This window comes from Roseibium algicola (assembly GCF_001999245.1).
In the GTDB taxonomy this organism is placed as follows: Bacteria; Pseudomonadota; Alphaproteobacteria; order Rhizobiales; family Stappiaceae; genus Roseibium; species Roseibium algicola.
Genome location: NZ_CP019630.1, coordinates 4,808,154 through 4,829,488, shown reverse-complemented (window position 1 = coordinate 4,829,488; position 21,335 = coordinate 4,808,154). Strand labels below are relative to the sequence as shown.

Here is a 21,335-nt window from a genome sequence, read left to right as displayed (position 1 = left end):
GTGACCGAGGAGAGGACGACACTGGAACAAGCGCTCGATCGTCAGCATTCAGGAACCTCCGTTGATGCTCCAGAAGATCTTCTACATTTTCGTCAAGATCGCGGTCCTGTTCCTGCTCGGGCTGAACGTGCGTCGCAAGGAACTGCTGCCGGCCAACGGTCCGGCGATCATTGTTGCCAACCACAACAGCCATCTGGATACGATGGTGCTGATGGCCTTGATGCCCCTGTCGAAGCTGAAGGACATCAAGCCGGTTGCGGCGGCAGATTATTTCTTCTCCTCCCCTCTCAAGGCCTGGCTGTCGGAACATGTCCTCGGCATTATCCCGGTGGAGCGTGGCCGGAAAGAGAAGAATGTCGACCCGCTGGAAGGCTGCTACGAGGTTCTGCGTCAGGGCAAGGTTCTGATCCTGTTTCCGGAAGGTTCGCGCGGCGAACCGGAACAGATGACGGATCTCAAGAAAGGCGTATCCTTTCTTGCCGAACGGTTCCCGGAAGCACCGGTCGTGCCCGTCTTCACCCACGGCCTCGGCAAGGCCTTGCCGAAGGGGTCGTTCCTGCTGGTGCCGTTCTTCTGCGATATTTTCGTCGGGGAACCAATTACTTGGAACGAGGACCGGACTCATTTTATGACCGGATTGAAGGAGCGCTTTAACGCTCTCTCGACGGAAAAGACCTTTGCATCCTGGGAATAGTAAGTGGGCACTTTTCTGCCTGGCTGCGCTCTGGAGCTTTGCCGAGGCAACGCTGTTCTTCATCGCTCCCGACGCGCTTTTGAGCATCATCGCGCTTCGCTCCCTGGGCAAAGCCATGATAGCGGCGCTTCTGGCGTCCTTCGCGGCCGCGTTCGGCGGTCTGCTGGTCTGGACCTGCGCACAGCATTTTCCGGGAGAAACACTTCAGGTGCTGCTGCTGGTGCCCGGGATTTCGGGACCAACATTTGAAATGGCCAGGCAGCTGCTGCAGGCAGGCCTGTTAGAGGGATTGCTCGGGGGAGCCTTCAGCGGCATCCCTTACAAGGTTCTTTCGGCCGAAGCGGGTTACGCCTCGATCCCCGCACAATCGCTTTTTCTTGTCTCGCCGGTGGCGCGGCTACCAAGGTTTGTGCTTGTCGCCCTCATTTCCTGGTCAGTGTCCCGGCTTGTCGGCGCCCGTCTCAGCGACAGGAGAAAGCTCGCCCTTTGCCTTGCGGTCTGGCCATTTGTCTATGCCAACTATTTTCTCACCGCGGGCTGGTGAGCGGGCACAGCCCCCTCATCCCACTTGTGACAACAGCACCCCGCCAAGTGCCGCCGTCAGCAGCACCCAGATCAGCCCCATGTGAAACCGCAAGAGCAACAGGCCACAAAGGGCCGCGAGGACCGGCACGCGCCAGTCGAGGCTGGCAAGGTCCGGGATCCAGAGTGTCACGACACCCCACTTTGTCGCCGTGACCTCTTCGAAGAAGACATGCAGCGCAAACCAGACCGACAGGTTGAGCACGACGCCGACCACCGCCGCAACGATGGCTGAAAGTGCCGACTTGAGCCTCGGCTGCGCCGAGATCCATTCGATGTATGGCGCTCCGGCAAATATCCAGAGAAAACAGGGAGCAAAGGTCGCCCAGAGCGCAACCAGCCCCCCTGCGAGGCCAAGCAGAAGTCCTCCTTCGTGAAAGGCCGCCAGAAAGCCGACGAACTGGGTCACCAGAATGAGCGGCCCCGGAGTTGTTTCCGCCAGGCCCAGCCCGTCCATCATTTCACCTGCGCTCAGCCAGCCGTGAATGGCGACGACGTCCTGGGCCATATAGGCAAGCACCGCATAGGCGCCGCCAAAGGTGACGACAGCGAGCTTTGAAAAGAACCAGCCGATATCCGCCAGCAAGGGCACGCTGCCGGCCAGATCCAGCAGCGCCAGCGGCGCGAGCCAGATGAAGGCCCAGAGAAACACCGTGCGGAGCGTTTTCGCAATCGGCCTGCCAATCGCAACACCAGGCTCACCGTGGCTTTCAGTCTGCGCAGTGCTGAACGCAGCACCGTAAAGCCCGGCGGCCAGAACAATCAGCGGGAACGGCAGAGCCAGAAAGAAAATTCCGACAAAGGCCAGAGCTGCAATGACCCATTGCCGCCTGATGGTGAGTGCACGTCTGGAAAGGCGCAGCAATGCCTCCAGAACCACGATCAGGACGGCCGCCTTGATGCCCAGAAACAGCTGACTGACCAGCGGCACATTGCCGAAGGTTCCGTAAACCGCGGCAAGTGCGAAAATTGCGAGTGCGCCGGGAACGACAAACAGAAGGCCCGCCAGCAGGCCACCGGCAACGCCGCGCAGCTTCCAGCCACAATATGTCGCCAATTGCATGGCTTCCGGCCCCGGCAGCAACATGCAGAACCCGAGAGCGTTGACGTAGCTTTTTTCCGAAAGCCAGCCGGTCTCATCAACCAGCTTGCGGTGCATCAGCGCGATCTGTGCGGCCGGACCACCGAAAGACAGCAGACCAATGCTGCCAAAGACGGACATCAGCCGCCGCCAGGATGCTTCCTGGTCGAAAGCTGTTCCATCCTTGCCCGGAGCGCCTTCACCAGGTGCATGATGTGCGGTCAACGTGTCAGCCCTTTCCGTCGCAGACAACCTGTCGTGACCTTCCTCTAACGCAATCGGGATGGAAGGGTAACTGCAATCCTTACCCGAATGCCGTCAGACCTGAACCGGTGCAACCTAATGGCAGGCGGTAGCGACCAGAGCCTGTATGAAGTGCTATCCCTTGACCGGATAGCGGTTAGGCTCCTCGAAGACATCAATCACCTTGGTTCCCGCCTTGATGATCGCACTGTGCTCCGCCCCACTGGGAATATCGTAGATAGCGCCTGGCCCCATCGTCCTAGTTTCACCAGCGATGGTGAATTCGATCTCGCCGCTCAGGACAGTGCCCCATTGCGCCAGATGCGAATGCGGCGGCAGGACCATGTCCTTCACGAAATCGAAAAAAACGACCAGTCCGGCGTCCGAGCGCACTGCGTAGGATCTGACAACGTCCTCGGGAAAGGGAACATCGAGAGCGGGAAACTTTCGAATGAAATCTGGAAGCTGCATGGACCTCTTGCCTCAAACGGATGGTGTTGAGGCAAGTCTGGACCAGGTCGGCCTATCCGTTCAAGACATCCTTCACAGTCGTCGCAAGCTGCTTCAGCGTGAAAGGCTTGGGCAGGAAGAAGAACTGTTCGCCCGGTGGCAGGTTTTCCTCGAAGGCGTCCTCGGCATAACCGGATACGAAGATGATCTTGAGGTCCGGCCGGGTCTTGCGCAGCTCGACCAGAAGCGTCGGCCCGTCCATTTCCGGCATGACCACATCGGAGACCACGAGGTCGATCTTGCCGTCGGTCTCTTCCATGACCTCCAGCGCCTCGTTGCCCGAGCCCGCCTCGTAGACGGTGTAGCCGCGCGACGCGAGGGCACGGGCGCCAAAGGCACGCACTGCCTCCTCGTCTTCCACCAGCAGGATCGATGCAGAACCGGTCAGATCCTTGACTTTTTCCGGCTCGACTTCCTTCGGCTCCGGCTTTTTCTTCTCCACGACCTTGGGAATGTGGCGTGGCAGGAACAGACGGAACGTCGTGCCGACATCGACTTCGGAGGTACAGAAGATGAAACCGCCGGTCTGTTTGACGATGCCGTAAACCGTCGACAGGCCAAGGCCCGTTCCCTTGCCGACTTCCTTGGTGGAGAAGAACGGATCGAAGATCTTCTCCATCACGTCGGGCGGAATGCCGTGGCCCGTGTCGTCCACCTCGACAAGGGTGTATTCGCCCGGTGGCATGCCGCGGATGTTGTCGAACTGTGTGCTTTCAGCTTCGTTGACGTTGCGCGTACGGATGGTCAGACGGCCGCCGTCGGACATTGCATCGCCCGCGTTTACCGCCAGGTTGACGATCACCTGTTCCAGCTGGTTCAGGTCGGCCATCACCGGCCACAGGTCCCGGCCGTGGATCACCTTCAGTTCCACCTTCTCGCCCAGCAGGCGGTCAAGCAGGATGGAGAGATCTGCCAGAACGTCGTTCAGCTCCAGTTGCTGCGGACGCAGCGTCTGACGACGCGAGAAGGCCAGAAGCTGCCGCACGAGGCCGGCTGCACGGTTGGCGTTCTGCTTGATGTTCATGATGTCCTGGAAGGACGGATCGGTCGGTCGGTGGCTTGCCAGAAGCAGATCCGAGAAGCCGATGATCGCAGTCAGGACGTTGTTGAAGTCATGCGCGACGCCCCCGGCCAGCTGGCCGATGGCCTGCATCTTCTGGCTCTGGGCGAACTGGGCTTCCAGGGCTCGCTGCTGGGTGGTTTCAAGCGCGTAGACGATGGCGGCTTCGCCGTCGCCCTCACCTTCCTGCACTGCGGAGACGTAGAAGGTTGCGGAACGCGGGTCATTGCCCTCGACCAGGGGAATGTCTATCGGCGCGATCTCGCCGATCCCGTTGGCGGCGGCCTGGAGAGACTTTGCCAGTTCCTGCCGCCCGCTCTCGGCCACATAAGCCTCCAGCTTGGGAGATTCGTCATCCGTGTCGACCGCACCGAACAGCTTCAGGAACGGCGCGTTGGTTCTCAGGACCCGGCCTTCCTTGTCGAGCGAGGCAATGGCGATCGGCGTGTTGTTGAAGAAACGGGCAAAGCGGACTTCCGCCGCCCGAAGCGCCTCGGAGGCTTCCTCACCGCGAGACCTGTTGAGAACCAGTGTGCGGCTGTCACCCGGCTGGCCGTTTTCGCCAAAAGGTACACGGTGGAGCAGTCGCACCGGCAGGCCGCGTCCGTTGCGGGTGACGAAGTCGAGATCAAAGGTTTCGCTCTTGACCTCGCCCGCCTGACCCTTGATCGAGCGGATCAGCTCGGTGCCGTCGCCGCGCACGATGCTCGAAAGATCGAGGTCGCCCGCATCGAACTGGGCAAGATCGTAGCCAAGCCAGTCGGCCAGGGTGGCGTTGAGATAGACGATGCGGCCTTCCGCATCGCAAGAGAAGAAACCGGCCGGCGCGTGATCCAGGAAATTGATGACACGCTGCAGTTCCTGAAACGAGTTTTCCTGTTCGGCCCGGTCGCGGGTGATATCGGCCAGCTGCCAGACCGCCATGGGCTTGCCGCCGCCGCGTTCCTTGGACACCTGCAACGGGCGGATCGACACCCGATACCAGCGCGCAGCGCCGTCGGCCCTGCCGAGCGGGAACGGCATGCGGATCTCTTCTTGCGCCCTGCGGCTGTCGCGCATGGCCTGGGACAGGCGGAAAATGGCGTCGGCGGCATCCGGATCGGAGGAGAACACGCGCTCGACCACACGGATGTCGGCAGCCGTTTCGGCGCCGGTCAGATCCGCATAGGCCTTGTTGGCATAGACAAGCCGGCCGTCCAGATCGGTAATGAGCGCTCCGTCCTCAAGGGTATCGACAAAAGCGGAGGCAAGCGGATTGGCTTCGCCTGGGCGGGCTGACAGGCGCAGAAAGCCTATGGCTCCGGCAAACAGGCAGAAAACGCCGACGACGGCCAGGATACCGAGCAGCGCAAGAATAAACGGCTGCGCCACTTCGCGGTCCATGACCGCAAAGGCAGCAGCAGCGCCGACGAGCAGCAGTGCGAGGCCTATGAGAAGGCCTATATTACCGGAACGTTCCGGGCGGCTGATCATCGGCCCGCTCGGCGTCCCGTCCATGTCACTCATCAATCCTGTCTCCCGGGCCCGATTCGGTTCTTGAAGGGGCCGTACATAAGCATTCTGTGCTTAATAGCCGATTTCAACTGATATGCGACCAAGTCCTGTTGAAATTCACCTGTTTGCCGCGGACTTTTTCAGTCCGCTATCCTTGAGAGCAACTTAGTTGGCACGCCAGGATGCGCGCTTGCGCATGCGGAAGACGAAGCCGATGACTTCGGCAACAGCCTTGTAGTGTTCTTCCGGAACTTCCTGGTCGATCTCGACTGTCGCATAAAGCGCGCGGGCCAGAGGCGGATTTTCGACGACCGGAATATCGCTTTCCTTGGCGAGCTCACGAATTTTGAGCGCGACCGCATCGGTACCTTTCGCAAGGCAGAGCGGTGCTCCCATGCCTTCTTCATACTTCAACGCCACAGCATAGTGCGTCGGGTTGGTCACGACCACTGTGGCCTGCGGTACCGCCGCCATCATGCGCTTGCGCGACCGCTCCATGCGCAGCTGGCGGATCTTGCCCTTGACCTGCGGATCACCTTCGGTCTGTTTGTATTCTTCCTTGACCTCGCGCAGGGACATCTTCTGCTTGTTGAACCATTTGTTGCGCTGGTAGATGAAGTCGGCCGCGGCAACCACCGTCATCACAGCCAGCACGGCAGCCAGAAGCTGCAGGATCAGGATCCTGGCCTCCTCCAGGATAATGTTCGTATCGGCGAACACCATAACTTCCGCTTCGTCGCGGTGCGGCCACATCACCGCCACCATGATGGCGCCGACAACGGCGATCTTCACCATTCCCTTGGCAAAGTTGACGAGACTGTCGGCGGAAAACAGCCGCTTGAAACCGGAGGCCGGTGAAACCTTCGAGAGTTTCGGCTTGATCGTTTCCGCGGTCAGCAGAGGCTGGTGCTGGACGAGATTACCCGCCACCGCCATGATCACCAGCGCCAGCAGCGGAATGCCGACGATAAGAGCCACCGACTGCCCCGTGTCCCGCCACAGGGCTTTCAGCGCATAGCCGTCCACCGCAATCTGGTGGGCATGTTCCATGTAGCCCTTCATCAACTCGCCCAGCGACACGGCGGTGCTGGGCGCGAAAATGGCAATCATCAGCGTCGCACCGGCCAGTGTGAACCAGGTGCTGACTTCCTGAGATTTCGGTACGTCCCCCTTGTCATGCGCCTCTTTCAGGCGCTTGTGCGTGGGGTCCTCTGTTTTTTCCGAGTCGTCGGTATCGTCAGCCATAGCGCAGCGCTACCCCACGATGAACTTGCCGAGCGATTCCTGAAAATGATCCAGATAGAACATCATCAGGGTTGCGATCAGCACCATGAGCAGGAACAGCCCGATCGCGATATTCACGGGCATGGCGATAAAGAAGATCTGCATCTGCGGCATCAGCTTGTTGAGCAGGCCAAGGCCGAAATAGAAAACCAGACCGACAACCAGAAAAGGCGCGCTCATGCGCACCGCGATGGAAAACACATGCGCAACGGTTTCCGTCGCGTTCTGTGAAAAGTCCCCGACCGGCGGAGCAAGGCCAGGCGGAAAGATCGTGAAACTGTCGTGGAGCGCCGCGATCACCAGGAAGTGGCTGTCGCTGACGAAGACCAACGTAATACCGAGAATGGACAGGAAGTTGCCGAACAGCGCCCCCTGCTGGCCCTGGTTGGCGAAATCCGTCCCAAGCGCGAAGGCAAGGCCGGACTGGTTGGCCATGATCATGCCGGCGATCTGCAATACGGACGTGATCATCTTGGCGCACAGGCCGATGCCGAAGCCGATGGCCAGCTCTCCGAACAGGAGTGCAATCATGCGATAGGTATTGGATGTCAGGTCGGCAGGGTAATACTGCGAACCGACGGGATAGAGAACAATCGTCAACGCCAGGGCAATGGTCAGCCGAAACCGCGTCGGGATCGTGCTTTCGCCCAGAGCCGGCAGCAACATGACCATCGTGCCCATACGTGCGAACATCAGCATGAAGATGGCTGCGATATTCGGCAGATAATCGAGCTGGATGGTCATGAAGGTCCACGTCCTAACCGGTGGTCAGGATCATTTCGGCAACCCTGCCCATGAAGGCCTCCAGAACCTGGCTCATGAAGGGCAGCGCAATCAGGATCGTCACGAAGATCGCGAGGATCTTGGGAACGAAAACCAGCGTCATTTCCTGGATCTGCGTCAGAGCCTGGAACAAGGCGATGACGACACCCACCAACAGACCGATGACCATGACCGGTCCGGCCACCAGGATCATGGTCCAAACGCCTTCACGGGCGAGATCGAGAACTTCACCAGCGGTCATCAAAGGCCCCCTTGCCACATCGGATCAGATCGGCATCCGCATGATTTCCTCATAGGCGGAAATCACTCGATCGCGAACGGCGACCATCGTTTCAAGAGCAACTTCCGTTTCGGCGATCGCGGTGACAACGTCGACCACGTCAGCCTTGCCCTCGACAAGGCCCACAGCCTTGTCATCTGCGACACGGCCCTTGTCGACGACACCGCCGACAGCCTCTTCCACCAGCTTGGTAAAATCGAGACCGGCAGCTTCGGGAGCGCCCGCCTTGTCCTCGATCGCACGCGCCTGCTGCTGCAGCTTGGCGGCCATCTGGTAGGCATTATTTGCGATCGACGGAGTAGACATGACTAAGGCTCCCTTCCCGGATTAGGACTGCCGCTCAGGCGCGCAGGATATCGATGGTCCGCTGCAGCATCCGCCGCGTGGAATCGATGACGTTCAGATTGGCTTCATAGGATCGCTGCGCTTCGCGCATGTCCGTCGTTTCAATCAGCGTGTTGACGTTGGGCTGCAGCACGTAACCGTTGGCATCGGCCGCCGGGTGCCCGGGCATGTGCACCGAACGGAAGTCCGTATTGTCTTCCGCGATCTTGCCCAGCTCGACCATATCAGCGCCCATTTCCCTGTCGAAATGGCTCTTGAAGGTCGGGATCTTGCGCCGGTACGGCAGTTCTTCAGGCGTCTTGGCAGTGGAGTTCGCATTCGCGATGTTCTCCGCGATGATGCGCATGCGCCCGTTCTGAGCTCTCAACCCGCTTGCCGAGATGAACAGGGATTTGATCAGGTCCATGTTATCGGTCCTCTAGCTTGTGCTGCCTTGCCTCATACACTCTTGGAAAGCGCGGTCCGGATCAGACCGAGCCCCTTGGTGTAAAGCGTTGTCGCAGCCTGGTAATCCATCTGGTTCTCGGTGATGTGCATCATCTGCTCTTCCAGATTGACGCTGTTGCCGCTCGGCGTGACTTCGAAGGTGTCGTCTTCCTCGATCTTGGCCGAACCGGTATTTCCCAGCTTCCCGGGAATGTGCCCGGCCACCGTCGTCGTCGTCGCCAGGTTCAGTGACTGCCGCCCGATGTGATCCTTGAAGGTATATTCCTTCACGTCCCGCGCCATGTATCCGGGCGTATCCGCGTTGGCGATGTTCTGCGCCAGCACGCTCTGTCTCGTCTGGTGCCACTGCATCTTGGATTTCAATGCCTGGAACAGCGGCAGATCCGTTATGGCCATTCCGATTCACCATTCGTTAACCAACCCGGCAATGATTGCCGCTCAAATGGTTAATGAAAAGTTAACAGCCATTTACCTCTTCCGGCCCAAACCCTTCAAAAACCAGTGGAGGAGGCAACTTTCCTTTGCATTTCGCAAAAAGAGAGGCGCCGCCAACAGGCAAAATTTGCCTGCCTCTGTTAACTTTAAGTCCTAGAGAGATTCGAAGCAGATCAGCAAGCGGCTGAACCGGTACCGACGGGGCAAAACATTCCCGCCGCAACGGGGAAAAACAAAAAAGCCGAGAGGTTTGCGAGACAGGAGCCTGCACAGGCTCAACCGCCGGAATTACTGGGGATAAAGGCAAACCTCCCCAATTGAGGCAAAAAACCGGAGTAACCGGCACACGCGATCAAACCGCAAGCGGGGCGGCACGAGGGTAAGATGTATAACTGGATTGAGACCACATTCAACGTGAGCGGGGGCATCACGCAGGCTATTGCAGTCATCCTGGCTTTGGCCGTCGTGCTGCTGCTGTTCGGACTGTTTATTTTCATTCTGAAGCGCCTGATGGGAGCAAGTGCTCCACAAAGCCGCAACCGGCAGCCCCGGATTGCCATCATGGACAGTGCTTCTGTCGACGCTCGCCGCCGGCTGCTGCTCATTCGCCGGGACAATATCGAGCATCTCATCCTGGTCGGCGGCCCGAGCGACGTTGTGGTGGAACAGAATATCGTTCGCAACACCCCGCTGGCCCAGGCCCGGCCCGGACAACCGTCTCCTTCGAACATGCCGATGCCGGTCAAGGCCGCAGTCGCCCCAGGACCGGAGATCCCGGCCCGGCCCGACGACTTCCTCGAAGAACAGGAAGTCGCAGCGCCCGCAGTCCAGGCACGTACGCCAGTTCCGTCTGCCGCGCCGCTAGCGCAGCCGTCTCCACCGGCGCCACAGCAGGCCACCCCGGCACCGCAACCTGCCGCTCCGGTGGCACAGCCATCCGCACCGGCCTCACCTTCGTATCAGGCAGCAGCCACCCCGGTTGCCACGCCGGCAGCCCCCAGTGTGAGTTCGGCTGCACCACAACGCAATTATTCCGACCCCGCTCCCTCCCGGCTTACCGCCACGCGTGCGGCCGAGAGTGCTCCGGCAACTGTACAAGCCCCGACGCCTCCAGCCCAACTGGCAACGCCACACAAGACCACCCCCGACAAGCCGGAAAGCGGTGGAGGACTGGGCCGCGCGAGCGATCTGCTACGTGCCGCCACTCAGAACGGCTTCAACCGGGCCGCCACTAAACCAGCCGCTCCCGCGCCTGCTTCGCCGGAAGTTTCGCCTCCGCGAAGCACCGACGAAGGCAAGGTCGACATTGCTGCTGCCCTGGAAGCTGAGATACAGGCGAGTGAACCTGCAACAGCACCCGTAAAAGCGCCGGAAGTGCGTCCTGCCGTTCCGGCTCCCTCTGCGCCGCAGGAAAGCAAGACAACTTCCACATTGAAGTCCCTGGCACGCCCCTTCACGGCCCGTGATCGGCCTTCCTATGGCGGTACGATCTCCCCGCCCGCTTCCGGACCGGCGGCACGTGCCAAAACCGCTCTCTTGAAGCCGGTTGAGCAGGTTCTGCCGGAGCACAAGGTGGAGCCGGTGCTCGTTGCCGCAACCTTGACCGCAGCATCCACACCTCAACAAGCCCCTGCGCAGGAAGCTCCGGCGGAAGAAAGCATGCCGAAACCGGACCAGCCCGCCGACCTTGGCCAGGCGATGGCGGACACGGCGGACGAAAACGTCCAGATGGCCGATGCACAACACTCTTCAAGCGATGTTTCAGAGCCCGAAGTGACTGAAGCAATCGAACCTGCCGACGTCACGGCGGATGATGAAGCCCGGACAGCGGCTTCCTTGGAAGAGGAAGCTGCCACAACCGAAACACAGTTGGTTGCAGAAGCCGCCCCTTCCAGGGAACTTTCGCTGGATATCGGCGATCTCCTGGAAGACGTGCCGGAAGCGTCCACCCCGGCTCAGGACAAGCCCGAAGCGTCTTCCGCAGCGGAAATGCCAGCTGACGAGGCATCTGCCGACGAGGCTGAAGAGGCGCAGGAAGAAACCGCAAGCGCTACTGCAACGGTCGCGCCGTCTGCTGTGGCATCGGTAGCAGCCCCTGCCCCGGTAACCAGCGGCCCCGTGACGAGCTCTGCGCCACCGGTCAAGGCGCCTGTCAGGCCTTCCGCCGGTTTGGGCGACAGAAATCCCATCGAGGAAGAAATGGCGAAGATCCTCGACGAACTGGGTGGACAGTCAAACGGATGATGCGCTTGCAATCGCTCCTGCGGCCTGGCGGTCTGATCCGCCTGATGCTTTTGCTGACCGCATTGCTCGCGGTTCTGGCCGGACCGGCTGCTGCGCAGGAAATCTCGGTCGGTTTTGGCGATGACACCACCTTGACGGAACGCGCCGTCCAGATGGTTGTCCTTCTGACCATCCTGTCGCTGGCGCCTTCCATTCTCGTCATGGTGACCAGCTTCACCCGTATCGTGGTGGTGCTGTCGCTCTTGCGGTCTGCCATCGGCCTGCAGACGGCCCCGCCCAACATGGTGATGGTCAGCCTTGCACTGTTCCTGTCGGCCTTCATCATGATGCCTACCTTGCAGGCCTCCTATGATGCCGGCGTTCAACCGCTCATTGACGGGGACATAGAATTCGAGCAGGCCTTCGAGCGTGCCTCCGATCCGTTCCGGACGTTCATGCTGTCCCAGGTCCGCGAAAAGGACCTCGCCCTGTTCGAGGAACTCTCCGGCAGAGAAGAAGCACCGGAAGGCCCGGAAGACCTTTCCATGGCCACGCTCATTCCCGCTTTCATGATCTCCGAACTGCGGCGTGCTTTCGAAATCGGCTTCCTGCTCTACCTGCCGTTTCTCATCATCGATCTCGTGATTGCATCCGTCTTGATGTCCATGGGTATGATGATGTTGCCGCCGGTGGTAATCTCTCTTCCGTTCAAGCTGATCTTCTTCGTACTTGTCGATGGCTGGAATCTGGTGGCCGGCTCGCTGGTCAAGAGCTTCGGCGGCGGCTGAAGCACCCGGCCAAATCGTTAAAAGTAGAAGAAAATTAAGATAGGACTGTAATAGTTACAGCCGTGCGGGCCCGAACTGTGCCCCTTCGTTAATAGCGGCAGGACAGTGTTAAGAGAACAATTAGAACAGCTCGCCCGGATCAAAGAACCAGAGGCGAGATCAAAACTCATCCGCACGCTCGTCGGCGAATATGCGCGGTCGGAAGACCACGAGCCGACGGAGATGGAGCGGGAACTGTTTTCGCGAATTGTTCTCTCGGTTTTCGACCAGCTGGACCGCGCTGCACGCTACGAACTTGTCGTACGCCTTGCAAAAACAGACCGCATCATCCCCGACCTTGCGGACCGGCTCGCCCAGGAAGATTACGAGCTGTCGGAACCGGTGATCGAATGTTCGCCGATGATCAGCCAGAACAGTCTCATGCAGATCGCCAAAAACGGCGGCAACGACAAGCGCAAGTCAACGGCAAAGAGACCTGATCTTTCCGAAGAGATGACCGACACGATGATTGCGCGGGCCAGCCGGGATGTGGTCCACGAGCTCCTCCATAACATGGCAGCGCCCTTTTCCGTCCGAGGCACACTCGCCCTGCTGATATTTGCAAACACGGAAGCAGACGTGCTCGCCGGCATTGCAAGGCGTGCAATGGAAGACGAAGAATTTCTCCAAACCCAGATGGACATTCTGGAGACCAACTGTCCGCTGATCCCGCCTCCCCTCAAGAAGGCACTGGAAACCGGCGAACTGCAGCGCCTTGCGAAGACCATCGAAGAGCGACACGACGGCAGCATCGACCTCGACGGCATCACCTATTCGCGCCACGAAGCCAGCATCCAGATTGCCAACGGCGAGTTGTCCTTCGATGCAATTCTGCGAACTCTGTTCGAAGAAGGCCGCCTTGATGCGGCCATCTGGCTGATCAGCCGCAAGATCAACCTCGCCGACGAGGTTGTTTCCGACACGCTGAAATCCGATGCGGATGGTGCGATCATGCGCCTGATGCTGCAGACCGGCATCCATGAAAAAACCTATCGCGACTTCCTGAAAGCACGCTGCGAGTGGCTGGACCGAAGCACTCGGTCCATTCCCGAACTCGTCATGCGCTACAAGTCCGAACTCAAGAAACCGCATCAGAACGCTGGTCAGCCGCCGTCTCAGTCGCTACTGAAGGCAGTCACCTGACACGAGTGCGTGGTCAGCCCGCCGCCCTCGGCAAAGTCACGATGCCAGAAGATTTCTGTCCAGAAATGTCAGCAGGTTCTCGTGATGCAGGTTTTCTGCAGCACTGGTCGGGATATGGTCCTGGCCTTCGTAGATATGAACCTCCGGCTTCCGGCCATGGGCAAGAAGCCGCCCTTCCAGACGCTTTGTCATATCCACTGACCAAACCCGGTCGGCCGACCCGTGGCTCAGGAAAACCGGTCCGTCATAGCGTTCTATTTCGATCTGTTTCGTAGGAAGAAGGTTCTCGGAAGACCCGCGCCAGGACCATGCCCGCTCACCGGGGTCCCACGGCTGCCAGCCTGGATCTCCAGCGTCGCGGTAAGCCTTGCTGTCGAACGCCCCGCACACAACGTCTGGCGGACTGTGCACAGCCACCGCGTCAGGCAGGCCGTCAAGACCTTCCTCCGCCATCAGGGCTGTCAGCAAAAGGGCATGTTCAGCCCCCCGCGACACGCCGTAGAATGCCGCCTTTTCACCAACAGCCTCAAATGCACGCAGCGCCCGGAAGGCATCCAGACTTCTGTCCAGTGACACGTTTTCAATGCTGCCGGCATTCCAGGCATTGCCCCCCTTCGAATAGCCGAAAGGAAAGGCAAGATAACCATGTGCTGCCAGGAGAACCGCATTTCGATGGCTCCAGCCTGACCATGCCCCCTCTGAGCCATGAAACACCATGACGGCAGGAAAAGGTCCCTCGCCTGCAGGACCATAGGTCGTGCCCCATTCCGGGATAAGACGCCGGACGATTTTCAAGGACATGAAGGAGTTCCTTTTTCCGGTGTTCCAAAGCCAACGAACCGACACATCCACCGCTGCAAAGCGGAAAGGTGGGGCCACGAGGTCGGATAATCAGGTTCTTTGTGAGAACGTGCGGCGGATCGCGACACGTGTGGAAGGGTGAACGACCGCAACTGAACAGGAGTTGGCACCGGTGCGCAAGTCCCACTGCAACCGGACAACATTCACACAGCGTCAGCTTCAGCCGGCATTTTCTTCGGTGACGGGTGCTGCGGCAGACTGATCCGGGCTGCGATCGGGAGACATGTACTGACGCCGGTATTCTTTCAGGAAGGTTTCCAGTGAATCGACATCGGCAAGCCTGTTGGCGACTTCAAGGAACTCGACACCCTGCGCCTCGATTGGCCGGGTCACGACCTCAAAGGACATTGCCTCGGGGCTGTCGGACATCTTGGACATGTACTTTGTCTGCAGGCGTTCCAGGCTGAGCTGGTCGCCCGCCAGCGAATAGGCGATGGCCGCCCGCAGGATGTCGCGGCGTTCAAGATCGTCGAGCGGAATGTTGTCGGACCAGCGCGAGCCATGCATCGCTTCCAGCTGCTCACCCGCATCCCGCCAGCTTTCGGCTGCCCAGAATGTATCTGCCCTCAACCGATCGACATCCGAACCGCGCATGTTGCGAACCAGTTCCAGCGCAAGATCCGGGCGCCCGCTTTCGGTCAGGGCACGGGCTTCAACGATGTTGCGCTGACGCTCCAGGGTCGACGGAAGGCTCGCCTGCCGTGTCCGGTTGAGCACCCGCAGTGCTTCTTCAGCCTTGCGATCCATCAGGTAGATCGCCGCAAGATCCGCTGCAATCTGTGCCCGCGCCGCACCTTTCAAGCGGTTGTCAACCTGATGGCGCAGCAACTCGGTTGCCTGGTCCAGCAAGTCGACTTCCACCAGTCTCTTGGCCAGAAGGCGGACCATCTCGTCTCCCTGACGACCGATCGGCACAAGTTCGCGGAAATCATAAAAGAGTGCCAGCGCCTTCACCGGCTGCATCTCGTCCGCCTTGCCGTCCAAGAACAACGCGTTGAAGAGGCCGTTCATCTCTTCCTGCAGCAGCCGCGTGGTATCCGCATCGGGTTCAGCCTGAACAGCCGATTTCATGGCTTCGAACGCTTCGCGGTACTGGCCCTGCTCGGCATAGAGCTGTGCCAGGAACCTCAATGTCTTCAATTCGATTTCATCACCACGCCAGGACGTTGCCAGCCCGGCAAGCTGATCGATGGCCTGCTCCATGTTGAGTTCGCCATCCCGGTAACGGATCCGGAGCGCGCGGTATTCCGCTTCGGCCGCCCGCGGCCGGTCGTCGGACCTGGTCACGAGATCGAACACGGTCAAGGCTTCCTGCGACCGGCCGGATGCATCGGCAACGCGGCCACGCAGGATATCGTAACGGGCAGCCTGCGTCCGGGTCACTTCGGCGGGCTCGATCTCGGCCAGAACGCTGTTGGCAATACCGAAATCATTGACCTCGACCATGGCCTGTGCGGCGGCGAGCTTGAATTCTGTCTGGATGGCTTCCGGGTAGTTGCCGACCACGGCACGCCCGCGCGGCATGGCAATACGGGCGGACGTCCAGTTACCCAGCTTCACATCAACAATCGTCTGCCAGACAGCAGCATCGGGGCTGTTCTTCAGGTCTGGTCGGTTCAGATGCGCATAGGCCGCGTCGGGCCTGTTGGCCAGGGTCTGGGCCGCTCCCATCATCAGATTAAAGGAACTGTCTTCGGCAAGTGCCGGTTCTTCTTCCAGCGCAAGCTTCATCAGCCCCAGCGCTTCCTGCGCAAACTGATGCGCCAGATAGAACCGCGACAAAGCCATCAAGGGCTTGCGGCGCTTGCCTGTCGGCGACTTCGCCAGCTTGTCCTGCAGCTCCAGCAGGCGGGTGCGGTAAGCCCCCGGACCTTCGGTGCTCAGGGAAACGAACTCGATGAAGTTGCTGTCTTCCGGATCGACGATTGTCTGGCTCGATCCGGATCCGCCTCGCAGATGCTGGCTGGAAAGCGCAAGACCGCCTTCCTTTTCGATGATCACGTCATCTCCAAGGATCTTCATCTTCAAGCCGTCAGACTTCGGCACGACGGCAATGCCCTGCGCGGAACTCAGGGCGTCCAGATCGACAAACGTCTGAGGCTTCAACAGACCGCGTGGCGGACCGAAGCCGGTGACGATAGATATCGTGTCGCCAACGAACGGGTCAGTAATCTGACGGATGTTCTGCGGATCCTGATAGAGCACACGCAGCACGGAGCCGCCATCGCCTCGCACAGTCCGTTCCAGCTGCAGCGGAATGGAGGGTTCCAGGATCAGGTCGCCGATAACGAGCGACCAGGCATTGCCGTCAACACCCACTGTCGCCAGTACAGGATCGGTCATGTCCATCCGCAGGATCTGGTAATCGTCGAACTGCTGAACCTCGATAGTTTCCGCCGTTTCGGCCAGCGCCGAGACCATCCCCCGGGTGTCGATCGTGGCATCGGTATCGAAGATCAGCCAGATGCTGTCGTTGCGCCGGAACACCGCGCTGGAAACCGGCTCGGAGAACGGGAACACAACGCGGACCGTGTTCCCGATGCGCCGGGCCTCAGCAGAAACGAAATTGCGCACTTCCTCAGCGAAGTTTTCCGGCGGCTGCTCCGGTGAGGGACGCCCCTGGTTCAAATCCTGGCCGCCGTTGGCGCGCCAGGTCTCCGGTGCTGATTGCTGCGTGCCGGGAAGCTGGATCCCGGCTGGAACGTCGCCGCTACCAAGCGTCGGCGCGTTCAGGATCTGCACTGGCGTTGCGCCATACGGCGCATTCGGCTGGCTACCCCGGTTGATTGTCTCGACCTGCTGTAGTGTCGGAATGCCGTTGTTCTCGGGCGCGGCTTCCTGTTGCTGGTCGCCGATCTGCTGCGTGGACAAGTCCAGCATCGGCGCTTCCCGGACGATTTCCTCATCCTCCGGCAGCACTTCGTTCAACGGCAAAGCACCGGGTTCAGCCTGGGCAACGGTTACCAGACCAGCGTTGGACGGGGCAACGGCGTCGTTTCCGTTGGTTGCTTCGGCCGCGGGAATGGCCGCTGTCGTCAGAAATTCAGCTGCGCCATCAACCGAAATCGGCAGGACAGCGGCAGCAAGCTCTGGTGCAGGAAGCGTTTCGACCGCCAAGGCGGTCGGAGTGACGTCAACACCAGCGGCAGCGATCTCGGTTCCGCTACCTGGCCCTGGCAGCGCTTCTTCCCCGACCAACGGTTTGATGCGCGGGACCATGGCAAGCTGAGTTTCGGCCGGAGCGTTCGCACGTCCGGCTTCCGGATCGGGCTCGGCCGACAGTGCGGCGGACTGATCAGAATTCTCAACGGCTGACGGCTGCGGTGCTTGCGGTGCCTCGGCCCCCTCATCCGGCTTGCCACCTCCCAGCGGAACAATCGTATAGGCCGGCGATTCATCGGCCTTGGATTCCTTCAGGACCCCGCCTCCGCTCGCCGTGCTCCCGCCGGACGTCGGATTCCCGCGCGGGTTCTTGACCTCACGCGTGTCGCGCAGGCCCGGTGCGGTAATCATGTCCTTGCGGTTTTCGTTGTCCTCGACGGACAGTTCCTTGTTGATCAGCGCATTTGCCGGATCATTCACTTCCATGTTTTCCGGCGTCACGTCGATAACGTAGGTCTGTTCCTCCCGGAACGCCCGAATGTCGACTGATGGCTCGACGCGCATAAGGAATTTCAGCTTGCCCTGATCCAGGAAGGAGGTCGCGTCGATCACTCCTTGGGGCAGATGCGCGCGCAGGTGGGCAATGTCCAGCTGTGCCGGGTGGTTGAACGTCACCTTGATGATGTCGTTTTCGCGCACGAAAGCGGTGTCGAACTTGATGGACCAGTCGAACACCAGACGGGTGAATGTCGGATGCTCACCCACATGCAGCGTCACCTCCGGCCCTTCCTGAGCCTTGAGTCGCGCCTGTTCGAGGGCACGAACCTTGCGCATCGCCTCTTCGGCACGCTTTGCAAGATCACGCACGACATCGTCGGGAAGTCCTGGCGGCAAGCCCTGCCAGTCCATCGGCAGGATATCGACAAACAGCTTTTCGCCGGCTTCCAGAGTATTGATCTGGAACTGGTTCTTCAGTGCAAAGCGGATGGCACTTCCGTCCGGATCTCGCCGGGCAATGGTCACGTAGTCGCCCAGGTCCAGCGGAACATCGTCAACGTTGATGTCGATCGGATCTTCAAATGAAATCCGCAGGACCCCGCCTGTGATGACCGCATCATAGATCGGAAGCAGCGTGCGGTCCTTGAACGTCAGGACGATACGGCCATAACCCTCCCCCGGAGAAACGGTCAGATCAACCGGTTCCAGATTGTCGGATTGGGCCAGAGCGGCACCCGTGACGCAGGCCAGAACAAGCCAGAACGAAACCAGCAGGCGCGCGAAAGTTCGCACCCTGTCCGAAAACGCGGGAGTTCCGCCGGTCTGGGATGTCAGGAACGGTCCTGGCAAGATGTTCTGTCCTCGGATGACGCCAACACACTATTGTTAGTCAGGTCTTGTTAACGTGCCCTTACGCGATACGCCGAAATCCGGTCTTCTCGGTCAGTTTGACGGAATTTTCGGCAAGGCCTCCGGCGCTTGCGCCTGTGCCTGCACCGGTTTTGTGTCCGCTGAGGGCAACGGAGAGGCGTTCGCGATTGCCACTGTCATGCGCTCGGCCGCTTCGGGATCCATTTTCCCGAGGATATCTGCCATCTTTCGAGGTTTCATCTGGCGCACCACCTTCAAAAGGACCGGCAGGCTCAAGCGGTCGAAGATCCGGGCGGCATCTTTCGGCTTCATGCTTTCGTACATGGTCACGAGGCCGGCAATTTCGCTTTCTTCCTGCTCCTGCTTCTGTCCGACAGCTGCCTCAATGCGCTCTTCGAGCTTCTTCAGTTCATCAACGCGCTTTTGAATGCGCTCTTCGGTGGCCTGCAAAAGCTTTTCTCGCAGGTCCAGCTGGCCTTCATGCTCCTGCAGCGACTCGCGCCGTCTGCCAAGACTTTCCAGAACAGCGCGCTCCGCGGCCGAACCACCGATTTCAAGACTGTCCGGAAGCACCGGCTGATCGGGCAGCCCGCCCCCGGGCGGTGGTGGCGGCGGCGGACCATCCGCGGCCATTTCAGCCGTTGGATCAGCCATGTCACCGCCGTCAGCCCCCGGCGTTTCCTGTGCGACTGCGCCATTGATGGGCAGGTTGCCGCTTTGCGGGCCCAGCGCGAAGCCAAGCAGCTTCAGGGCCAGCAGAGCGCTTGCCGAAACACCCAACAAAGGCAGCAGTCTCAAGTTCATGCAGCGGCACCGTTCCGTTTACGGAATTGTTCCAGCCGCGCAGTTGCTTCCGCCGCAGCACTGCGAATGTCGGAAGCCCGGCTGCTCCTGCGGCGCTCCGGCTCCACGGCCGGAGCTGCCTGGCCATAGCCTGCAGCCTGTTGCGCGTATTGTTGCGGTTCCGGTTGCGGCTGAGCCGCATAAGGATCGCTCCTCGTCACCGCCTCGCGCTGCGGCGCAGCCGAACGGGCCGCCTCCGCAATCTGCGAAATCCTCGTGAATACTATCTCACCTTCGCCGACTTGTTCGGCAAGAGTGTGAGACATGGTTTCCGCTTGCTTAAGACGGCTGCCAAGTGTCTTGTCAGCCTCTGCCGCGGTCGTCTTCAGACCGAGGATGGCACGCTCGGCAATTTCCGTGGCCGTCATGAGCTCCGAAATGGTTGCACGCAGCACTTCTTCGTCGGCCCGCAAGCGCTGCAGACGGCGGTTCAGCGTGAAGCAGTAGCCGATGGTAATCACCAGAAGAACCGCGACCAGTCCTTCAATGATCATTCCGAGTGGCAAAGTGCTCATTGGTCCCCCATTTCGCTTTGCATGGCGCGCTCGAAGGCGGCCAGCGTCATTTTTGGCTTGCGCAAATTCTTTGCGACACGGATGGCAATGGAATCCTCCACCTTGCCGAGCGTTCCCTCGGTCAGTGGAATGTTGCCGCATTTGATCATCACCGGATCGGTCGGTTCCTTGTCGAAGACGAGCGTCTGGCCGACATCGAGACTGAGCACCCGTCCGAGCGGCAGATAGGTCTCGTAAAGAACCGCATCGACCTCGACTTCCGCGGCATGAATTTCGGTCGCCAAATGGCCTTCCCAGATCGGATCCCGGCCGAATTTTTCCCCCATGAACATCTGCAGAAGCAGATCGCGGATCGGCTCCAGCGTTGCATAGGGCATCATGATTTCGACGGACCCGCCCCGGTCTTCCATGTCGATTCTGAGCTCGACGAGAATGGCGGCGTTTGCGGGCCGGGAAATCGCGGCAAAGCGCGGGTTCGTCTCAAGACGTTCCAGGTTGAAATGGACCGGAGAAAGCGGCGCGAAGGCGTGCTCGGCATCCTGAAGGATCAGCGCCACCATCTGCTGGACCAGACCGGTCTCGATCGTGGTGTAGGGCCGGCCCTCGACGCGCACGGCCGATGTCCCCCGACCTCCACCAAGAAGCACGTCGATAATCGAATAGATCAGGCTGGATTCAACGGTGATCAGACCAAACCCGTCCCATTCCTCGGCCTTGAAGACACCGAGAATGGCCGGCAGCGGGATGGAATTCAGGTAGTCGCCGAAACGAACCGAGCTGATGGAATCGAGCGACACTTCCACGTTGTCGGACGTGAAGTTGCGCAAGGACGTGGTCGTCAGACGCACGAGACGGTCGAACACGATTTCGAGCATCGGCAGACGCTCGTAGGATACCATTGCCGAGTTGATCAGCGCGCGGATGCCGCTCTGGTCACCAGCAATCGTGTCCTCGATGTTGAAGCCGAGGAGGTTGTCGATTTCTTCCTGGTTCAGGACACGGTCAGCACCGCGCGTGGCATTTTCAAGGTCCGGTTCGCTGTCGTCGATCATGGCTGCCCACTGGGCCGCCATATCGTCGGAACTGCCGGCGCCCTGCTCCTCTAGAGCAGCACCCCACGCCGCGGCGAGATCTTCGTCGTCGTCGCTGCCAGCACCCTGCTCTGCAAGAGCGGCGCCCCAGGCATCGGCCATGTCCTCTTCGGACAGGTCGTCA

19 protein-coding genes are annotated in these 21,335 nt (G+C 60.0%); 5 read left to right on the top strand and 14 right to left on the bottom strand.

Features of this window, described 5'->3' with window-relative positions; all coding sequences use genetic code 11:
* Positions 1-64: 64 nt before the first annotated feature.
* Together B0E33_RS22330 and B0E33_RS22325 are read left to right on the top strand one after the other, a co-directional pair.
* Positions 65-694: a lysophospholipid acyltransferase family protein gene (locus B0E33_RS22330; RefSeq protein WP_023000732.1), complete on the top strand. Its 630-nt coding sequence runs from the start codon at positions 65-67 to the stop codon at positions 692-694.
* On the top strand, positions 678-1,238 hold the full coding sequence (locus B0E33_RS22325; RefSeq protein WP_077292453.1) for a hypothetical protein: 561 nt from the start codon (positions 678-680) through the stop codon (positions 1,236-1,238). Before B0E33_RS22330 ends, B0E33_RS22325 begins: the two co-directional genes overlap by 17 nt.
* 15 nt (positions 1,239-1,253) lie before the next feature.
* Here B0E33_RS22325 and chrA read toward each other — a convergent pair whose 3' ends face one another.
* From chrA to flgB, 9 genes are all read right to left on the bottom strand, one after another.
* On the bottom strand, positions 1,254-2,582 hold the full coding sequence (gene chrA, locus B0E33_RS22320; protein ID WP_439126669.1) for a chromate efflux transporter: 1,329 nt from the start codon (positions 2,580-2,582) through the stop codon (positions 1,254-1,256).
* Between the two features lie 153 nt (positions 2,583-2,735).
* On the bottom strand, positions 2,736-3,071 hold the full coding sequence (locus B0E33_RS22315; RefSeq protein ID WP_077292452.1) for a cupin domain-containing protein: 336 nt from the start codon (positions 3,069-3,071) through the stop codon (positions 2,736-2,738).
* A 52-nt stretch (positions 3,072-3,123) separates the two neighbouring features.
* Complete coding sequence (gene cckA / locus B0E33_RS22310) at positions 3,124-5,676, bottom strand: cell cycle histidine kinase CckA (RefSeq protein ID WP_023000728.1); 2,553 nt, start codon at positions 5,674-5,676, stop codon at positions 3,124-3,126.
* Positions 5,677-5,829: 153 nt separating this feature from the next.
* On the bottom strand, positions 5,830-6,909 hold the full coding sequence (gene flhB / locus B0E33_RS22305) for a flagellar biosynthesis protein FlhB (RefSeq protein WP_077292451.1): 1,080 nt from the start codon (positions 6,907-6,909) through the stop codon (positions 5,830-5,832).
* A gap of 9 nt (positions 6,910-6,918) precedes the next feature.
* A complete protein-coding gene (gene fliR, locus B0E33_RS22300) occupies positions 6,919-7,692 on the bottom strand; it encodes a flagellar biosynthetic protein FliR (protein ID WP_023000726.1) in 774 nt (257 codons plus the stop codon).
* Between the two features lie 13 nt (positions 7,693-7,705).
* Entirely contained in the window at positions 7,706-7,972 is a 267-nt protein-coding gene (gene fliQ, locus B0E33_RS22295) for a flagellar biosynthesis protein FliQ (protein WP_023000725.1), read from the bottom strand.
* 24 nt (positions 7,973-7,996) lie between these two features.
* Positions 7,997-8,317, bottom strand: coding sequence for a flagellar hook-basal body complex protein FliE (fliE, locus tag B0E33_RS22290; protein ID WP_031269190.1), 321 nt, complete (start codon positions 8,315-8,317; stop codon positions 7,997-7,999).
* A 34-nt stretch (positions 8,318-8,351) separates the two neighbouring features.
* Positions 8,352-8,762 (bottom strand): flagellar basal body rod protein FlgC, encoded by a 411-nt coding sequence (gene flgC / locus B0E33_RS22285; protein WP_023000723.1) that lies wholly within the window; start codon positions 8,760-8,762, stop codon positions 8,352-8,354.
* A gap of 32 nt (positions 8,763-8,794) precedes the next feature.
* Positions 8,795-9,199 (bottom strand): flagellar basal body rod protein FlgB, encoded by a 405-nt coding sequence (flgB, locus tag B0E33_RS22280; RefSeq protein WP_023000722.1) that lies wholly within the window; start codon positions 9,197-9,199, stop codon positions 8,795-8,797.
* A 423-nt stretch (positions 9,200-9,622) separates the two neighbouring features.
* On the opposite strand from flgB, the gene B0E33_RS22270 reads away from it, so the two are divergent.
* The 3 genes from B0E33_RS22270 (at position 9,623) to B0E33_RS22260 (ending at position 13,431) form a co-directional block, all read left to right on the top strand.
* Positions 9,623-11,482 carry a flagellar biosynthetic protein FliO gene (locus tag B0E33_RS22270; RefSeq protein WP_077292450.1) on the top strand — a complete coding sequence of 620 codons (1,860 nt, stop codon included), beginning with the start codon at positions 9,623-9,625 and terminating at the stop codon, positions 11,480-11,482.
* Between the two features lie 44 nt (positions 11,483-11,526).
* Positions 11,527-12,249: a flagellar type III secretion system pore protein FliP gene (fliP, locus tag B0E33_RS22265; protein WP_055656672.1), complete on the top strand. Its 723-nt coding sequence runs from the start codon at positions 11,527-11,529 to the stop codon at positions 12,247-12,249.
* A 105-nt stretch (positions 12,250-12,354) separates the two neighbouring features.
* Entirely contained in the window at positions 12,355-13,431 is a 1,077-nt protein-coding gene (locus tag B0E33_RS22260) for a DUF2336 domain-containing protein (RefSeq protein ID WP_077292449.1), read from the top strand.
* A gap of 36 nt (positions 13,432-13,467) precedes the next feature.
* Here B0E33_RS22260 and B0E33_RS22255 read toward each other — a convergent pair whose 3' ends face one another.
* From B0E33_RS22255 to fliM, 5 genes are all read right to left on the bottom strand, one after another.
* On the bottom strand, positions 13,468-14,232 hold the full coding sequence (locus B0E33_RS22255; protein WP_077292448.1) for an alpha/beta hydrolase family protein: 765 nt from the start codon (positions 14,230-14,232) through the stop codon (positions 13,468-13,470).
* A 219-nt stretch (positions 14,233-14,451) separates the two neighbouring features.
* A complete protein-coding gene (locus B0E33_RS22250) occupies positions 14,452-18,684 on the bottom strand; it encodes a tetratricopeptide repeat protein (RefSeq protein WP_077293538.1) in 4,233 nt (1,410 codons plus the stop codon).
* Between the two features lie 150 nt (positions 18,685-18,834).
* Positions 18,835-19,566, bottom strand: coding sequence for a MotE family protein (locus B0E33_RS22245; protein WP_077292447.1), 732 nt, complete (start codon positions 19,564-19,566; stop codon positions 18,835-18,837).
* A complete protein-coding gene (locus B0E33_RS22240) occupies positions 19,563-20,120 on the bottom strand; it encodes a DUF6468 domain-containing protein (RefSeq protein WP_031269186.1) in 558 nt (185 codons plus the stop codon). Before B0E33_RS22240 ends, B0E33_RS22245 begins: the two co-directional genes overlap by 4 nt.
* Complete coding sequence (gene fliM / locus B0E33_RS22235; protein WP_228148138.1) at positions 20,117-21,313, bottom strand: flagellar motor switch protein FliM; 1,197 nt, start codon at positions 21,311-21,313, stop codon at positions 20,117-20,119. The genes B0E33_RS22240 and fliM overlap by 4 nt, the downstream gene beginning before the upstream one ends.
* Positions 21,314-21,335 lie beyond the last annotated feature (22 nt).